Genomic DNA, 15,051 nt, shown 5'->3' on the forward strand with positions numbered 1-15,051 from the left:
GTTTAACTAAAAATCACTTATTATTAAGTAAATCTGATAAAGTAGAGCCGCTATTCATGGAAGGATTTTTAAATAAATCCTCTTTATTTATATGACACTCTTTACAAGATGCTAAATTTTTATGCTCTATCCTATTTGATTCAATAAGTTTATTTTGAGAATGGCAAGAAAAACAATCTCCTCCACACTGCGTCATTGCATCAGGAGTTTTAGTATGACATGCAATACATGAAGTTAATATTTGATGGTGTTTTTCTTTTATTGAGTCTTTTAAAATTGGATGGCAAGCCATACAATCACCACTACAAGCATATGAGTATATGCAAAAAATTAGAAAAAGAAAGACTTTTTTTATCATTTTTCTTGAATCAAACTTCTATAAATAATACCGTCTATTTCATTTCTTGCCATTTCTTCAAATTCATCATTTGAGTCAATTATTGCAAGATTTTTTGAATCATACATATAATTATCTGCAATTTTTTGTATTTGTTGAGATAGAGGTTTTTCTGATATTATATATTTAACATTCAAATTATTACAATATATTGCATCTTTTATTGATTTTACTATTACACCTGATGATAATTCATTATCATATACATACTTTAATATTTTCTCATCATAAGTAAATAACACCGTAGAATTCGCTTTTGTATTACTTATTTGCTCTATGTTTGAAATAAATGAAATATCTCCAAAAGGAACAATTTCATCACCAATTAGTATCATTATATTCCCCTCACTATTTATTTAATAAACAATCTTTTGAACAATAAAATTTGCCATTACTCAAAATTGCCTCTTTTTGTGAAACATATGTTTTACAAGTTGGGCATTCCACCATTTCATCTTCTATAATTTCATTTTTTTTGTTTTTAATATCTTTTTCTCTATTCTTTTTAAAAAAAAGAATATAAACTAAAAAAAGAATTACAAATACAGCTATTACTTTTAAAAGCATTATTCACCTTTTATATAAAGATAATTTCTATCTTTTCTATTTACTATTTTATAATCATTAACTTTAGCCACTTCAAGTTCTTCATCTAACATACTACCTTTATAAAATAAATATGAACTACTATCTTTTTTTATATTAGTAGTTATATCTAAAAGTAAAGAAGTATTGGTAACAGCCCTTGAAGTAATTAAATCAACTTGTAAATCTTTAACATCTTCAACTCTATTACAAAGTACTGTTAGATTTTCAAGTTTTAAACTTGCTTTTACAAAGTTTAAAAAAGAAACCCTCTTAATTCTAGGCTCTATCAAGTATGATTTAACATCTCTTTGAGCCATTGCAAGTATAAGGCCTGGATAACCAGCACCTGTTCCTATATCTGCAAAACTTGTATATTTATTAATAAAGCTTAAGGGATATACAGAATCTAGGATATTCTCTTGTATATCTTCTCTAGAAAGTCTTCCACTTAGATTATGTACCTTTCCCCATTGTTGTAATAATTTTATAAAAACATTACAGTCTTGGTAAAACTTATCATCAAATTGAAGCTTATTTTCTTCTAATAATTGTTTTAAAGCCATTAAAGCATATGTCCCATCTGTTCTTTTTTTGTAAATAAATATCCTTCATTATATTTATTCGACTTTGTAATTGCAGGAATTCGTTCAATAATTTCAATTCCAAGTGATTCAACATAATTTATTTTTTTAGGATTATTTGTAATAAGTTTTAATTTTTTTACACCTAAATCTTTAAAAATATGTCCAACTATAGAGTAATCCCTATCATCTTCACCAAAACCCAATTCTAAATTTGCCTGAATTGTATTTCGCCCCTGGTCTTGTAAAGCATAAGCATTTACTTTATTTACTAAACCAATGTTTCTACCTTCTTGTCTATGGTAAATAACTAATCCACCATGTTGTGCAATAAATCTTAATGATAAATCTAATTGATTTTGGCAATCACACTTTAAACTTCCAAGTGTATCACCTGTTAAGCATTCTGAGTGGATTCTTACATAAGGTGCATCAAGAATTTCAAAATCTTGGCTCATAATTGCTAAATGCTCTTGATTTCCTTCTTTGTAAGCTTTTATTTTAAATTTTCCGTATTTTGTAGGTAAATTAGCTATATTTGATTGTATTATATTCATTTGTATTTAAACCTTAAACTGTTAAAATCAGAGGATTATAACCAAAAGAGGTAAATAGAATGTTTAAACGATTTAGAAGACTAAGAATAAATGAAACTTTAAGAAATTTAGTTCAAGAAACTACAATAACAGCTGATGATTTCATATATCCATTATTTGTAAGAGAAGGAAGTGGTATTAAAACTGAAGTTTCTTCAATGCCAGGTGTTTATCAAATGAGTCTTGATGAAATATTAAAGGAGTGTGAATACCTTGTAAGTATTAACTTAAAATCAATTATTCTTTTTGCAATTCCAGATGTAAAAGATTCAGTTGGAAGTGAGTGTTTATGTGAGCAGAGTATTATTTCAAGAACTATTAAAGCTATAAAGGAAAAATTTCCACAAATGTTTGTTGTTACTGATTTATGTTTTTGTGAATATACAGACCACGGACATTGTGGAATACTTGATCCTAAAACTCAAACAGTTGATAATGATAAAACATTAGAAATTTCAGCACAACAAGCAATTGTTCACGCACGTGCTGGAGCTGATATGATAGCACCATCTGGAATGATGGATGGAATAATTACCACACTTAGAAACGCATTAGATGAAAATGGATTTAGAAATCTGCCAATAATGGCATATTCAACTAAGTTTGCAAGTGGATATTATGGTCCATTTAGAGATGTAGCTGAGTCAACTCCATCATTTGGGGATAGAAGAACTTATCAAATGAATCCAGCAAATAGACTTGAAGCAATTGAAGAATCACTTGAAGATGAAAAAGAAGGTGCTGATATACTTATGGTTAAACCTGCCCTTGCATTTTTAGATGTAATTAGAGATATAAGAAATGCTTCAAATCTTCCATTATGTGTTTATAATGTAAGTGGAGAGTATGCGATGCTAAAACATGCAGGCCTTGCAGGTTTGATTGATTATGAAAGAGTAATGATGGAAACAATGATTGCATTTAAAAGAGCAGGAGCTAATATAATAATTTCATATCATGCAAAAGAAGTTTGCGAGTTATTAAGAAATAGTAAATAAATATGAGCAATCCTTATCAAGAAGCAATTGAAAATTCAAACATAGTATCAAAAACTGATATAAATGGAATTATCACTTTTGTAAATGATGAGTTTTGTAAAATATCTGGATACTCTTACGATGAATTGATTGGACAAAATCACAATATCGTAAGACATCCTGATGTATCTACTTCAAATTTTGAAAGTCTATGGAAGACAATTCTTTCGAAAAAGCCATTTAAAGCAACTGTTAAAAATCTTTCAAAAGATGGTTCAACTGTTTATTTAAATACAACAATCACTCCTATTTTAGATAAAGATGAAAATATTATAGAATTTATTGCTATTAGATACGATGTAACTGCTGAAGTTGAACTAAAAAAGCATTTAGAAATAAAAGAAAAAGAGCTTGAGCAATTAAATTTAACACTAGAACAAAAAGTTATTGAACAAACTAAACAATTGCAAGATTTAAATAAAACCTTAGAACAAAGAGTTCAAGAAGAAATTAAAAAAAATGAAGAAAAACAAAAAATGCTTTTTTGGCAATCTAGAATGGCAAGCTTAGGGCAAATGTTAGGAAATATCGCACATCAATGGAGACAGCCATTAACAGAGTTAAATTTAACATTATTTAATATGAAAAAAGCTTTTTTAAATCAAAATGAAAAAAAGATGGATGAATTATATAAAGAGAGCAAAGAGCTTATTTTAAATATGTCATCAACAATAGAAGATTTTTCTAACTTTTTTAATCCACAAAAAGAGAAAAAAAGTTTTGAAATAAAAGAGGCTGTAAATGAAGCTTTAATGCTTTTGAGAAAAGTAATAGAAAATGAATCTATAAACCTACAGATAGATGTTCCTATAAACTATAAAGTATTAGGAGTATCAAATGAGCTTTCACAAGTAATTATAAATTTAATTCAAAATTCAAAAGATGCTTTTATACTAAATAATATCAAAAACAAAAGAATCACAATAACACTAAAAGAAGAAGATATCTTAGACAAAAAATACTCTATGTTAGAAATAAGTGATAATGCAGGTGGAATAAATAAAGAAAATATAGATAAAATATTTGAGCCCTATTTCACTACTAAACATAAATCACAAGGAACAGGACTTGGACTTTTTATGTCTAAAATGATTATAGAAAAAAGTTTAGATGGCCAACTTACTCACAGAAATACTAAAGATGGCTCAATATTTACTATTAAATTAGTTTTATAAAAAAGATACGGAATAAACATGAACTACGAACTATTAAAAACCTTAAAAATTCTTATTGTGGAAGATGAAAAAAGATTAGCTCAACTTCTAAAAGAAGCAATTGCTGATTACTTTTTTTCTGTAGTTATAGCAAAAGATGGAAAAGAAGGTTTAAAAAAATTTAAATCTTTTAAACCTGATATTATTATCACTGATATTATGATGCCATTGTGCGATGGATTAGATATGACAATTAAAATAAAAGAGTCAGATAATTTTATTCCTATTATTGTTTTAAGTGCTCACTCTGATAAAGAAAAACTTTTAAAAGCTATTGATGTAGGCATTAGTAAATATTTTATTAAACCTTTTGATCCTGATGACGTAATAGAACATATAAATAAAATTGCCCCTAGCTTAAATAAACAAAAACAAGTTTTATTAAAAGAAGATTTTATTTTTGATAATAACTCTATGTCTTTATACAAAGACAATATTCTAATAACTTTAACAAAAAGAGAAAAAGAGTTTCTTTATTTACTTATAAAAAACAGAAATACTATTCTTAGTAATCAATATATTAAAGAAATGCTTTGGAACGAAGAAGTTAATGATGAGAGATTAAGAACTTTTATAAAAAGACTTAGACTTAAAACTTCAAAATCAATAGTTGAAAATATATCTGCTCAAGGTTACTTAATTTCTGTATTGAACTCTTAGTTTTAGACTATTTATTTTAGTTTTATCTATGGATGAAGACTTAGAAATATTTCCAATATTTGATGAGGTTTCTAAGAAATTTTGTAAATAGTAGATATTTTTGTATCCTAGATTAGAAATAGTTTCTATCATACTATTTATATCATTTTCATCTAATAAAGCTTTATTTATAGTTGTTCTTAATTCAAAGTTAAAATCTATATTTATTAGATATTGTATAGTTTTAATAGTATTATCATACATACTAATACCTACAATTTGTTCAAATTTATATTTTGGTGCTTTAAAATCAATGGCAATATATTCTAATAAATTTAATTCTATCAACTTTTTTATTTGTGGTAAATTTGTAGCATTTGTATCAAGTTTTATTTTAAAACCTAATTTTTTTATCTCTTTACAAATTGGTATAACATTATGAACTGTTGCTTCTCCACCTGATAAAACAACTGAATCTAATAAGCCAACTCTTGTTTTTAAAAAATCGAGAATATCATTTTGAGTATAATTTCCTTCTTTTGTATAAACAATATCATCATTATAACAATACAAACATCTAAAATTGCAAGAAACAAACCAAATTATGCAAGACAAGTGTCCTACATAATCTGTTGTAGTAAATTTTGTAATGTTATATACAATCTTTTGATTCAATAAATTTAACTCTTTGATTGTGCTCACCTTTTTTCCCTATATTGAAACTTTCAACTGGTCTATGGTAACCCATAACCCTAGTATATACCATACATTTAGTTCTTTTTTCACTATGCTTTTCAAGCAATTCTTGTTTTTTCATCATTTTTTAACTCCTTTTTTAAGATTTCTTCATCACATTTTGGGCAAAACTCATGTTCACCATGTAAGTAGCCATGAATTTCACAAACAGAAAACAGTGGTGTTACTGTAATATATGGTAATTTAAAGTTTGTGATTGTATTTTTAACAAATTTTCTACAAGCATCTATAGAAGATATTCTTTCGTTCATATATAAGTGCAGAACTGTACCTCCTGTATATTTACACTGTAATTCATCTTGTAGTGTTAATGCTTCAAAAGGATCATCTGTATAATCAACGGGAAGCTGTGAAGAGTTTGTATAGTAGATATTTTTTCCAATTCCAGCTTGAATAATATCTTTATATCTTTTCTTATCTTCTTTTGCAAATCTATAAGTAGTTCCCTCAGCAGGTGTTGCTTCAAGATTGTATAAATTTCCTGTTTCTTCTTGGAATTTAATCATTTTTTCTCTCATAAAGTCTAATATTTCTAAGCAAAATTGATTACCTAGATTAGAAGAAAGATCGATATTTTGACCTTTGTCATCACAAAAATAGTTCTTAACCATTTCATTCATTCCATTTACGCCAATAGTTGAAAAATGATTATTAAAGTTTGGAAGATACCTTTTTGTATAAGGATAAAGACCCCTATCATACATATCTTTTACAAAAACTCTTTTCTTTTCAAGTGTTGATTTAGCTAGTTCCATAAGCTCTTCAAGTCTTGTAAGCAAGCCATTTATATCATTTTTATATAAATATCCAAGTCTTGCCATATTAATTGTAACAACTCCTATACTTCCAGTCATTTCTGCACTACCAAAAAGACCACCACCACGTTTTAGAAGTTCTCTTAAATCAAGCTGTAATCTACAACACATTGATCTTACATGTCCTGGTTTATAAGCTTTTTCATTCTCTATTAAATTACCATTTTCATCTTTTATATATTGACTTCCAATAAAATTTTGAAAATATGAACTTCCTATTTTTGCAGTATTTTCAAATAATACATCAGTATTCTCTCCATACCAATCAAAATCTTCAGTTATATTTACTGTAGGAATTGGAAAAGTAAATGGTTGTCCTGTTTTGTCTCCTTGAGTCATGATTTCATAATAGGCTTTATTTATTTGATTCATCTGCTTTTGAAAATCTTTATATGTTAAATCTTCAAATGATTTATAACCTTTTTCTTTTATTTTTTCTAATAATTCATCATTTACAAAATCTTTAAAAAGATGTTTTTGATTTCTTGTTGGAATTTGATCTTTTAAATCATTTGGAACTGTCCAATCAATAGTAATATTTGTAAATGGACTTTGTCCCCAACGAGCTGGAACATTTAGATTATATATAAAAGATCTTACAGCTTTTTTGATTTCATCATAAGATAAATTATCTTTGAAAACATAAGGAGCTAAATATGTATCAAAACTACTAAAAGCTTGGGCACCTGCCCATTCACTCTGTAATATTCCTAAAAAATTTGCCATTTGTCCTAATGCTTCTCTAAAATGATTTGGAGCAGAACTCTCAACTCTTCCTCTGACACCATTAAATCCCTCATCAAGTAAAACCCTTAAGCTCCAACCTGCACAATATCCACTTAAGCAATCTAAATCATGAATATGATAATCAGCATTTCTATGGGCATAACCTTCTTCTTTTGAATAAACCTTATCAAGCCAATAATTAGCAATTACTTTCCCTGCACTATTATTAATAAGTCCAGCATGGGAATATCCTGTATTAGAGTTTGCTTTTATTCTCCAATCATTTCCATTTATATACTCTTGGATAGTTTGAGTTGAATTTATATATGTTGTATCACTTGCGATTTGTAATACTTGTTCCCTTTGTATTTTATGTAGGTGTCTATATAAAATAAACGACTTCATAACATCAAAATATCGAGCTTTAAATAACTCTTTTTCAATAATATCTTGTATATCTTCAACTGCAACTAATCTTTTTTGTTTTATTTCAAACAAAACATTAAAAAATATAGAAATATCATATTGAATATTTACACTTTTAAATGCTTTTTTTATTGCATCTTCTATTTTGTATGATTCAAACTTTTGTTTTGTACCATCTCTTTTTAATATGCTTTCAATCATTTGTATTTCCTTTTTAAAGATTTTGTAATTGTAGATGAGATTTTCTTAATAAGTAATGAGTATTTTTGTCACAGAAGTGTCATAAAATGGTACTTTACAAAGAGAAATAAATTTAAATCATTTAAAAAAGTGTAAAAGATTTTATAATAAACTTATAAATTTTAAGTATTTCTAAAGTTAAATTAAATAGAATGTTTGCTTTTATTAATTATTGAGGAAATAAGATGAGACATTTCTTAACATTAGCAGACTATTCTAAAGAGGAAATCTTAGAAATACTAGACCTTGCGAAACAAATCAAAGCTGAAACGAAAGCAAAAGAGTTCAAAAAATATATGCCTAATCAAACATTAGGAATGATTTTTGAGAAAAGCTCAACTAGAACTAGAGTATCTTTTGAAACAGGTATCTATCAGTTAGGTGGTATTGGTTTATTTCTATCATCAAATGATATACAATTGGGACGAGGTGAGCCCATGAGTGATACATCAAGAGTAATTTCAAGAATGGTTGATATGGTAATGATTAGAACATTTGAGCAAAGTAAAATTGAAGAATTTGCAAAATATTCAAAAGTTCCTGTAATAAATGGTTTAACAAATGAGTTTCATCCTGTACAACTTATGGCTGATTATATGACTATTCAAGAAGCAGGTCTTGATAAAGATTTAGTTGTAGCTTATGTTGGTGATGGAAATAATATGGCACACTCATGGTTAAATATGGCTGCAAAATTAGGATTTGAACTTAGAATTGCAACACCAAAAGGTTATGAAGTAGATGCTAATATATTAGCAAATGCTCTTGAAATGGCAAAAAACAGTGGTGCAAGAATCATTATAACAAATGATCCAATTGAAGCTGTAAAAGGATCTACTGTTGTAACAACTGATACATGGGTATCTATGGGACAAGAAGAGCAAAAAGAAAAAAGAGTAAAAGATTTCAACGGTTACATTGTTGATTCAAATATGATGAAACTAGCACAAGAAAAAGCTATTTTCCTTCACTGTTTACCAGCATATAGAGGTTATGAAGTAAGTGAAGAAGTTATGGAAGGTCCTCAAAGCTTAATTTTTGAAGAAGCAGAAAATAGACTTCATGCTCAAAAAGGTGTAATGGTTTGGCTAGATAGAAAAAGAGATGAAAAATAAATGATTGACTTTAAAAAATTTGAAAAATATTCAAGACCAGGGCCTAGATATACTTCATATCCAACAGCTCCTGAGTTTAGTGAAACTTTTACACAAGAAGATTTAAAAGAGTACTATAAAAATCAAAGTGATGATAGAGCGTTGTCTTTATATATTCATATGCCTTTTTGTAGAAGTGCTTGTTATTTTTGTGGATGTAATACAATTTTTACTTCAAAAGAAGATAAAAAAGTATCTTATATTGAGTATTTAAAAAAAGAGTTAAATATTCTAAAAAATCATTTAAATACAAAAAGAGTTGTAACTCAAATGCATTTTGGTGGAGGAACACCAACATTTTTCTCACCTTCTCAATTAGAAGAAGTGATAAATGCAATTAAAGCTATTTTCCCGAACTTTAGTGCTGATGCTGAAGTTTCATGTGAAGTTGATCCAAGACACTTTACAAAAGAGCATATGGATGTATTAAAAGCTGGTGGTTGCAATCGTCTTAGTTTTGGGGTTCAAGATTTAGATGAAACTGTTCAAAAGACAATTCACAGAATTCAACCCTTTGAATTAACTCAAAATGTAATCAAAATAGCAAGAGATGCTGGAATTCATTCTGTAAATACAGATTTAATATATGGACTTCCTCATCAAACAAGAGAAAGTTTTAAAAAAACTTTAGAGAAAATGATAACTTTAGATACAGATAGATTTGCTGTATTTAATTATGCTCATGTTCCTTGGCTTATGAAAACCATGAGAAAATTTGATGAAACAACTTTTCCAAAACCAAAAGAAAAACTAGAAATGTTAAAAGACACTATTGATTTCTTTACATCAAATGGTTATAAAATGGTAGGAATGGATCACTTTGCAAAACCAGAAGATGAACTATTTAAAGCTATAAAAAAAGGTGAATTACATAGAAACTTCCAAGGTTACACTACAAAAGGTGGAGCTGATTTAATAGGAATTGGACTTACATCTATTGGAAATGGAGTTGATTATTATGCTCAAAACTTTAAAGAATTAGATGATTGGGAAAAAGCAATTGATAATGGTGATTTACCAGTATTTAAAGGTTATAGATTATCTTTAGATGATCAATTAAGACAATTTGTAATTATGGAATTAATGAGTAACTTCTCTTTAAATATAACAAGAGTTGAAAAAGAATTTAATATTAACTTTAAAGAGTATTTTGCAGATGCATTAGAAGCTCTAAAAGAGTTTGAAGAGGCTGAATTAATCGAAGTTAATAATGATAAGATTGAAGTATCTCAAACAGGTACTATGCTTATTCGAAATATTTGTATGCCTTTTGATGCATATTTAAATAAAATTCCTGAAGATAAAAGAAGATTCTCTAAAACAATATAAACATAAAGTAGCTTTTGCTACTTTATTCTTTGAGACCTTCCAAAAACTAAATATAAAATTGCACCCAAAATTGGGAAGAATATAAGAACAAGAATCCAAATAATTTTATTATAACCTGTAAATTCATGCTTTATAATATCTATTAAAATATAAATATATAATACAAAAGTAAAAACAACAAATATCATTAAAAATGAAGATACTAATAACCCAGTCATTTAAGCTCCTTTATTAAAACTATTTATATATTCATTCATTAAAGAAAAATCAACTTTATCATCAATTTTTATATCTAAATCCATTAAATAAATATTATCTAAATTAAATTTTCTTAATTTTACAAAATCTTTTCCAGTTGTTAAAAAAGAGTACTCTTTATATTTTTCTTGAATATCTTTTATATCTTCAATTGTAAAATCATAATGATCAGGGAAAGAAACTAGTTTTATATTTTTTGGTAAAAACTCTAATAATCTTTTTGGTTTTGAAATAGCTGTTATTAAAACTATTTTAGATGGAAGTTCATTATCTTTGTCATCTTTTTTTATGGTAACAACTCTTTTAAAATCACTTCCTTCAAGAAGCTCAATATCAGCTTGTGCATAAAAACCTTTTGGCTCCCTATATCCACCACTTGGTAAGCAAAAGATATTTGTAGGTTCATCTTTTGGTCGAAGTAAAATATTAAATTTTGAGATTTGATATTTTGAAAAACCATCATCTAAAAAAACTATTTTACATCCAATCTCTTTTGCTTTTAAAATAGCTTTCACTCTATTTTCACTAACTATTATTGTGGCTTTTGGTAAGGAATTTGCTAAAAGCATAGCTTCATCTCCACTTGTTTTTACATCTACTAAAATTTTACCACTTTGTGAGACTACAAATAAACCTTTTGAGGCTCTTCCGTAACCTCTTAAAATTACACATGCATTTTCATATTTAGAAGCTAGTTTTATTGTAATTGGAGTTTTTCCACTACCACCTACTATAATATTTCCAACAGAAATAATTGGAATACCAAACTCAATTTCTTTTGCCATTGCGCGTTTGATTAAGATAATCAACATATAAATAAAGGTTAAAGGAAGAAGTAAAAAAGAGATTATTCTTTGAAAGCTATTTGGAAAGAAGAGATAATCTTCAATCCATAAATATAGTTTTTGTTTCAAGTTGCTTTATATCCACTCAGATGCAACATCAATTACTTGATCACAAACATAATTAACATCTTCATCACTTAAACTAGCATATATTGGTAGAGAAAGTATTTGCTGATAGTTATTTAAAGCATTTGAAAAAGCTGTAATTTTAATTGAATATTTTGTTTTATAATAAGATAAAAGATGTAAAGGAATATAATTAAGTCCTGTTGAAACACCTCTTTCTTTTAATGCTCTTGCAAAAGCATCTCTATTTCTTGAAATTTTGATTATAAAGTGTGTAAAAAGATGCTCATCATTATGAGAAGGAATAGTAATATGCTTAACTCCTGTTAATCTTTTAGAGTAAAGTTTTGCTATTTCCTTTCTTCTTTTAATAAATTTTTCTGTCTTATTTAATTGAGCAAGTGCATAAGCTGCATCAAGTTCAGATAAATCATATTTATGTCCAATATCGACTACGTCATATACATAATCTAAGTTTCCATAACTATCATATGTCGTTGTAAGTGCATGTGTTCTTAAAAGTTTTGCTCTATTTGCTATATCTTCATTATTTGTAACAATAACTCCTGATCTTGAAATTGCATATTTAGAGTTTGATGGATTTGTTGAAAAAATCGTCATATCAGCTCTTAAATTTCCAATTTTCTTACCTTTATATGTTCCACCTAAACTAGATCTACAATCTTCAATTAAAATAATTCCATATCTTTTTGCAATATCATAAATTCTATCTAAATCAGGTGCTTGACCAGCTACAAAAGTAATAATTGCACCTCTTAATTTTTTGGAATCATTTGAAGATAAAGCTTCCTCAAATTTATTAATATCAATATTCATATCTTCCATATTAATATCAATAAAAATAGGTTCAGCATCAAAATGTCTAACAACTTCCGGTAAGTTTACAAAAGAGTTTACAGACATTAAGATTTTGTCACCTCTTTTAAGTTTAATTGCACTTAAGGCTAAATGAATAGCTGCTGTTGAAGTAGCAGTTGCAACTGCATACTTAGCACCTATAAAGTTCCTCATACTTTCTTCAAATTCCAAAACTTTTGATAAATCATTTTTAGATTCTAAAACAGATCTAATTTGATTTAATTCTTCATTATCAGTACTTGCTTTGTATATTGCTATATTTTTACTTGCCATTAATTCCACCTAATATTTGCGATTGTTGGTAACTTACCTTTAAATGCATTTGATTTTACTTTATAATCTATTTTATTAATAAACTCTTCCTCAAAACCTAAATTTATTAATTCTTCTTTCGATTTTTTTTGATCAATCATAGCTTTTAATAAATTATCCATTTCTTTATAAGAATGACCTAATTCTTCTTCATCACTTTGACCTTCCCATAAGTCAGCACTTGGAGCTTTATTTAAAATAGACTCAGGAACACCTAACAATCTTGCAAATTCAAACTCATCACTTTTATATATTTGACCTATTGGATTAATAGCACATGCAATATCTCCAAAAATTGTTCCATAACCTAAAAGGATTTCACTTTTATTTGAAGTACCTACTACTAATGATTTTTCCCTTGAAGATACATCATATAAAACTGCCATTCTCATTCTTGCAGAAAAGTTTCCAATTCTTAATTTATCATTATCCATATTTTTAATAAAACCACTTACCATTGGTTCTATTGAAATAATTTCATATTTGATGTTAAACTTTTCACAAACTTCAATAGCATGATCCGTTGAACTTTGTGATGAAAATTGTGAAGGCATTAAGACACAGTTTAAATTGTCACCAAAAGCTTCTTTACATAAAATTGCAACAACAGCTGAATCTAAACCACCAGAAAGTCCCATAGTAACTTTTTTTAATCCAGCTTTCTCAACTTCATCTTTTAAGAATTTTATTAAATCTAACTTAATATTTTTCCAGTTTATCATTTTTAATCCTTTATTAAGTAATTATATCTCATCTTTTTTTGTTTTTTCATAAATTTCATCTAAATAATCAACACTTAGTTTAGAAATGTTCTCTTTTTTATACTCAAGTTTTTTTTGTATATCTAAAAGTTCTTCTTCATCAAAATATTCTAAATAATTTGGATTTATTTCTACACTATCTTCTGGATTAATATTTATTAGTTTTTTTATATTTTCTATTATTTCTTTTTTCATTATTATTCTTTATTAAATTTATCTAATATCTGCTCTAAATACAATTCCATTTTTTCAACGCCTAAATCACTTTGTGGATTTTTGCATGATTTACAACAAGTTCCAGCATCTGTTAAAGCTCCTAATTCTTCAAGGCTTTTAGCATTTTTTTCTTTTATTGCATAGATCAACTCACCTAATGTTACATGCTTACAAGTACATACTTCATAAGAGTGTTGAAAACTTCTAGCCATAGTTAACCTTTTTTATACAAATTGATTTAATATATCTTTACAATATATCTTTTTTTTAATTTTTCCAAAATCACCTTCAGGAAAAATACAATGCCTACACTCAGTTCCTGCTGTTGTCAAATCTTGTATTTCTCGTAGTGTTTTGGCTTGTTGATTAATAATCACATCTTGTATTTGTTCTATTGTAACTTTTTTACAATTACATACTTCATAAGATTTAGAAAAATCTTTCAATATTATATTCCTCTATCTTTTTTAATAAGTTCATAGGCTTCATTAATTTCTTGAAGTTTTTTTGTAGCTTCATCAATAATATTTTGAGCCGCACCCTGCCCTGAAATAATATCAGGATGATGTTTTTTTACTAAAGATCTATAATTTTTCTTTAAAGTTGCATCATCATCTGAAATATTTGAGTTTAATATTTCATAAGCATTATCTAAACTAAGAGCTTTATTTGTTGCTTGTTGTGCATAAAATGCTTCAAAAGTAGCAATTAATCTTTCAAAATCCTCTTTTTTTATTTTTAGTGCATTTGAAATATCTTCTGTAATCATTTTTTCAGTTTTTGAGAATTCTTTATCAATAAATGCTAAATTTAATAAATATTCCATAATTTTTGCACGTTTGTTATAATCATTTCGTGTTAAACTATGTAATTTCTCACAAATAACAATCATATTGTCAAAGCTTTCTTTCTCTTTTTTATACAATACTTTTAATTTTTCTCTAATCTCTTCACTATTCTCAAAATGACTTGAAATATCATTAAATGTATGTTTTAAAAGTTCTGCTTCTAATTCACAAACATTTCCATCTGCTTTTGCAACTTTTGCCATTAAAGCTACTAAAAGTCCAGCTTCATGATTTAATAAATCGCCTTCGAATCTATCTTTTCTTTTTAAATTTATATTTTTAAATTCTTCTGTTTTATAATTTTTTCCAATAAAAAATAAAATAGCAATTACAACTAATATAACAATTAATTCCATGATTTTCCTTAG

General features: G+C 27.0%; 21 protein-coding genes. 5 read left to right on the top strand and 16 right to left on the bottom strand.

What is annotated here, in order from left to right:
• Positions 1-13 precede the first annotated feature (13 nt).
• From ABVS04_RS09735 to ribA, 5 genes are all read right to left on the bottom strand, one after another.
• Positions 14-292, bottom strand: a complete 279-nt coding sequence (locus tag ABVS04_RS09735) for a hypothetical protein (RefSeq protein ID WP_368030509.1) — start codon at positions 290-292, stop codon at positions 14-16.
• A gap of 62 nt (positions 293-354) precedes the next feature.
• The gene (locus ABVS04_RS09740; RefSeq protein WP_368030510.1) at positions 355-732 is read right to left on the bottom strand and encodes a hypothetical protein; all 378 of its coding nucleotides are present in this window, start codon (positions 730-732) and stop codon (positions 355-357) included.
• Between the two features lie 13 nt (positions 733-745).
• Positions 746-964: a PP0621 family protein gene (locus ABVS04_RS09745; RefSeq protein WP_368030511.1), complete on the bottom strand. Its 219-nt coding sequence runs from the start codon at positions 962-964 to the stop codon at positions 746-748.
• Entirely contained in the window at positions 964-1,548 is a 585-nt protein-coding gene (gene rsmG / locus ABVS04_RS09750; RefSeq protein ID WP_368030512.1) for a 16S rRNA (guanine(527)-N(7))-methyltransferase RsmG, read from the bottom strand. Before rsmG ends, ABVS04_RS09745 begins: the two co-directional genes overlap by 1 nt.
• Positions 1,548-2,123, bottom strand: coding sequence for a GTP cyclohydrolase II (gene ribA / locus ABVS04_RS09755; protein WP_368030513.1), 576 nt, complete (start codon positions 2,121-2,123; stop codon positions 1,548-1,550). Before ribA ends, rsmG begins: the two co-directional genes overlap by 1 nt.
• 59 nt (positions 2,124-2,182) lie before the next feature.
• Here ribA and hemB point away from each other — a divergent pair, with 59 nt between their 5' ends.
• The 3 genes from hemB to ABVS04_RS09770 are packed head-to-tail and all read left to right on the top strand — an operon-like array spanning position 2,183 to position 5,073.
• Positions 2,183-3,160, top strand: a complete 978-nt coding sequence (gene hemB, locus ABVS04_RS09760) for a porphobilinogen synthase (protein ID WP_368030514.1) — start codon at positions 2,183-2,185, stop codon at positions 3,158-3,160.
• A gap of 2 nt (positions 3,161-3,162) precedes the next feature.
• On the top strand, positions 3,163-4,374 hold the full coding sequence (locus ABVS04_RS09765) for a PAS domain S-box protein (protein ID WP_368030515.1): 1,212 nt from the start codon (positions 3,163-3,165) through the stop codon (positions 4,372-4,374).
• Positions 4,375-4,392: 18 nt separating this feature from the next.
• Entirely contained in the window at positions 4,393-5,073 is a 681-nt protein-coding gene (locus ABVS04_RS09770) for a response regulator transcription factor (RefSeq protein WP_368030516.1), read from the top strand.
• Here the strand turns inward: ABVS04_RS09770 and ABVS04_RS09775 are convergent.
• The 3 genes from ABVS04_RS09775 to ABVS04_RS09785 are packed head-to-tail and all read right to left on the bottom strand — an operon-like array spanning position 5,050 to position 7,976.
• Positions 5,050-5,754: an anaerobic ribonucleoside-triphosphate reductase activating protein gene (locus ABVS04_RS09775; protein ID WP_368030517.1), complete on the bottom strand. Its 705-nt coding sequence runs from the start codon at positions 5,752-5,754 to the stop codon at positions 5,050-5,052. The genes ABVS04_RS09770 and ABVS04_RS09775 overlap by 24 nt on opposite strands.
• The gene (gene nrdD / locus ABVS04_RS09780; RefSeq protein WP_368030518.1) at positions 5,705-5,869 is read right to left on the bottom strand and encodes an anaerobic ribonucleoside-triphosphate reductase; all 165 of its coding nucleotides are present in this window, start codon (positions 5,867-5,869) and stop codon (positions 5,705-5,707) included. Before nrdD ends, ABVS04_RS09775 begins: the two co-directional genes overlap by 50 nt.
• The gene (locus tag ABVS04_RS09785; protein ID WP_368030519.1) at positions 5,847-7,976 is read right to left on the bottom strand and encodes a ribonucleoside triphosphate reductase; all 2,130 of its coding nucleotides are present in this window, start codon (positions 7,974-7,976) and stop codon (positions 5,847-5,849) included. Before ABVS04_RS09785 ends, nrdD begins: the two co-directional genes overlap by 23 nt.
• A 224-nt stretch (positions 7,977-8,200) precedes the next feature.
• Between ABVS04_RS09785 and argF the strand changes: the two genes are divergently transcribed.
• Positions 8,201-9,130: an ornithine carbamoyltransferase gene (gene argF / locus ABVS04_RS09790; RefSeq protein WP_368030520.1), complete on the top strand. Its 930-nt coding sequence runs from the start codon at positions 8,201-8,203 to the stop codon at positions 9,128-9,130.
• Positions 9,131-10,498: an oxygen-independent coproporphyrinogen III oxidase gene (gene hemN, locus ABVS04_RS09795; RefSeq protein ID WP_368030521.1), complete on the top strand. Its 1,368-nt coding sequence runs from the start codon at positions 9,131-9,133 to the stop codon at positions 10,496-10,498.
• A gap of 17 nt (positions 10,499-10,515) precedes the next feature.
• On the opposite strand, the gene ABVS04_RS09800 is transcribed toward hemN, so the two are convergent.
• The 8 genes from ABVS04_RS09800 to ABVS04_RS09835 are packed head-to-tail and all read right to left on the bottom strand — an operon-like array spanning position 10,516 to position 15,039.
• On the bottom strand, positions 10,516-10,716 hold the full coding sequence (locus tag ABVS04_RS09800; protein ID WP_368030522.1) for a PLDc N-terminal domain-containing protein: 201 nt from the start codon (positions 10,714-10,716) through the stop codon (positions 10,516-10,518).
• Complete coding sequence (locus ABVS04_RS09805; RefSeq protein ID WP_368030523.1) at positions 10,717-11,670, bottom strand: tetraacyldisaccharide 4'-kinase; 954 nt, start codon at positions 11,668-11,670, stop codon at positions 10,717-10,719.
• Between the two features lie 6 nt (positions 11,671-11,676).
• Positions 11,677-12,819 carry a DegT/DnrJ/EryC1/StrS family aminotransferase gene (locus ABVS04_RS09810; RefSeq protein ID WP_368030525.1) on the bottom strand — a complete coding sequence of 381 codons (1,143 nt, stop codon included), beginning with the start codon at positions 12,817-12,819 and terminating at the stop codon, positions 11,677-11,679.
• The gene (locus ABVS04_RS09815) at positions 12,819-13,580 is read right to left on the bottom strand and encodes an NAD+ synthase (RefSeq protein WP_368030526.1); all 762 of its coding nucleotides are present in this window, start codon (positions 13,578-13,580) and stop codon (positions 12,819-12,821) included. The genes ABVS04_RS09810 and ABVS04_RS09815 overlap by 1 nt, the downstream gene beginning before the upstream one ends.
• Before the next feature lie 21 nt (positions 13,581-13,601).
• On the bottom strand, positions 13,602-13,814 hold the full coding sequence (locus ABVS04_RS09820) for a hypothetical protein (RefSeq protein WP_368030527.1): 213 nt from the start codon (positions 13,812-13,814) through the stop codon (positions 13,602-13,604).
• Positions 13,815-13,816: 2 nt separating this feature from the next.
• Positions 13,817-14,047 (bottom strand): (2Fe-2S)-binding protein, encoded by a 231-nt coding sequence (locus tag ABVS04_RS09825; protein WP_368030528.1) that lies wholly within the window; start codon positions 14,045-14,047, stop codon positions 13,817-13,819.
• A gap of 12 nt (positions 14,048-14,059) precedes the next feature.
• Positions 14,060-14,281 (bottom strand): bacterioferritin-associated ferredoxin, encoded by a 222-nt coding sequence (locus ABVS04_RS09830; RefSeq protein ID WP_368030529.1) that lies wholly within the window; start codon positions 14,279-14,281, stop codon positions 14,060-14,062.
• A gap of 2 nt (positions 14,282-14,283) precedes the next feature.
• A complete protein-coding gene (locus tag ABVS04_RS09835) occupies positions 14,284-15,039 on the bottom strand; it encodes a TerB family tellurite resistance protein (RefSeq protein WP_368030530.1) in 756 nt (251 codons plus the stop codon).
• Positions 15,040-15,051 lie beyond the last annotated feature (12 nt).

Source organism: Arcobacter sp. s6 (assembly GCF_040884245.1).
Classification (GTDB): domain Bacteria; phylum Campylobacterota; class Campylobacteria; order Campylobacterales; family Arcobacteraceae; genus Aliarcobacter.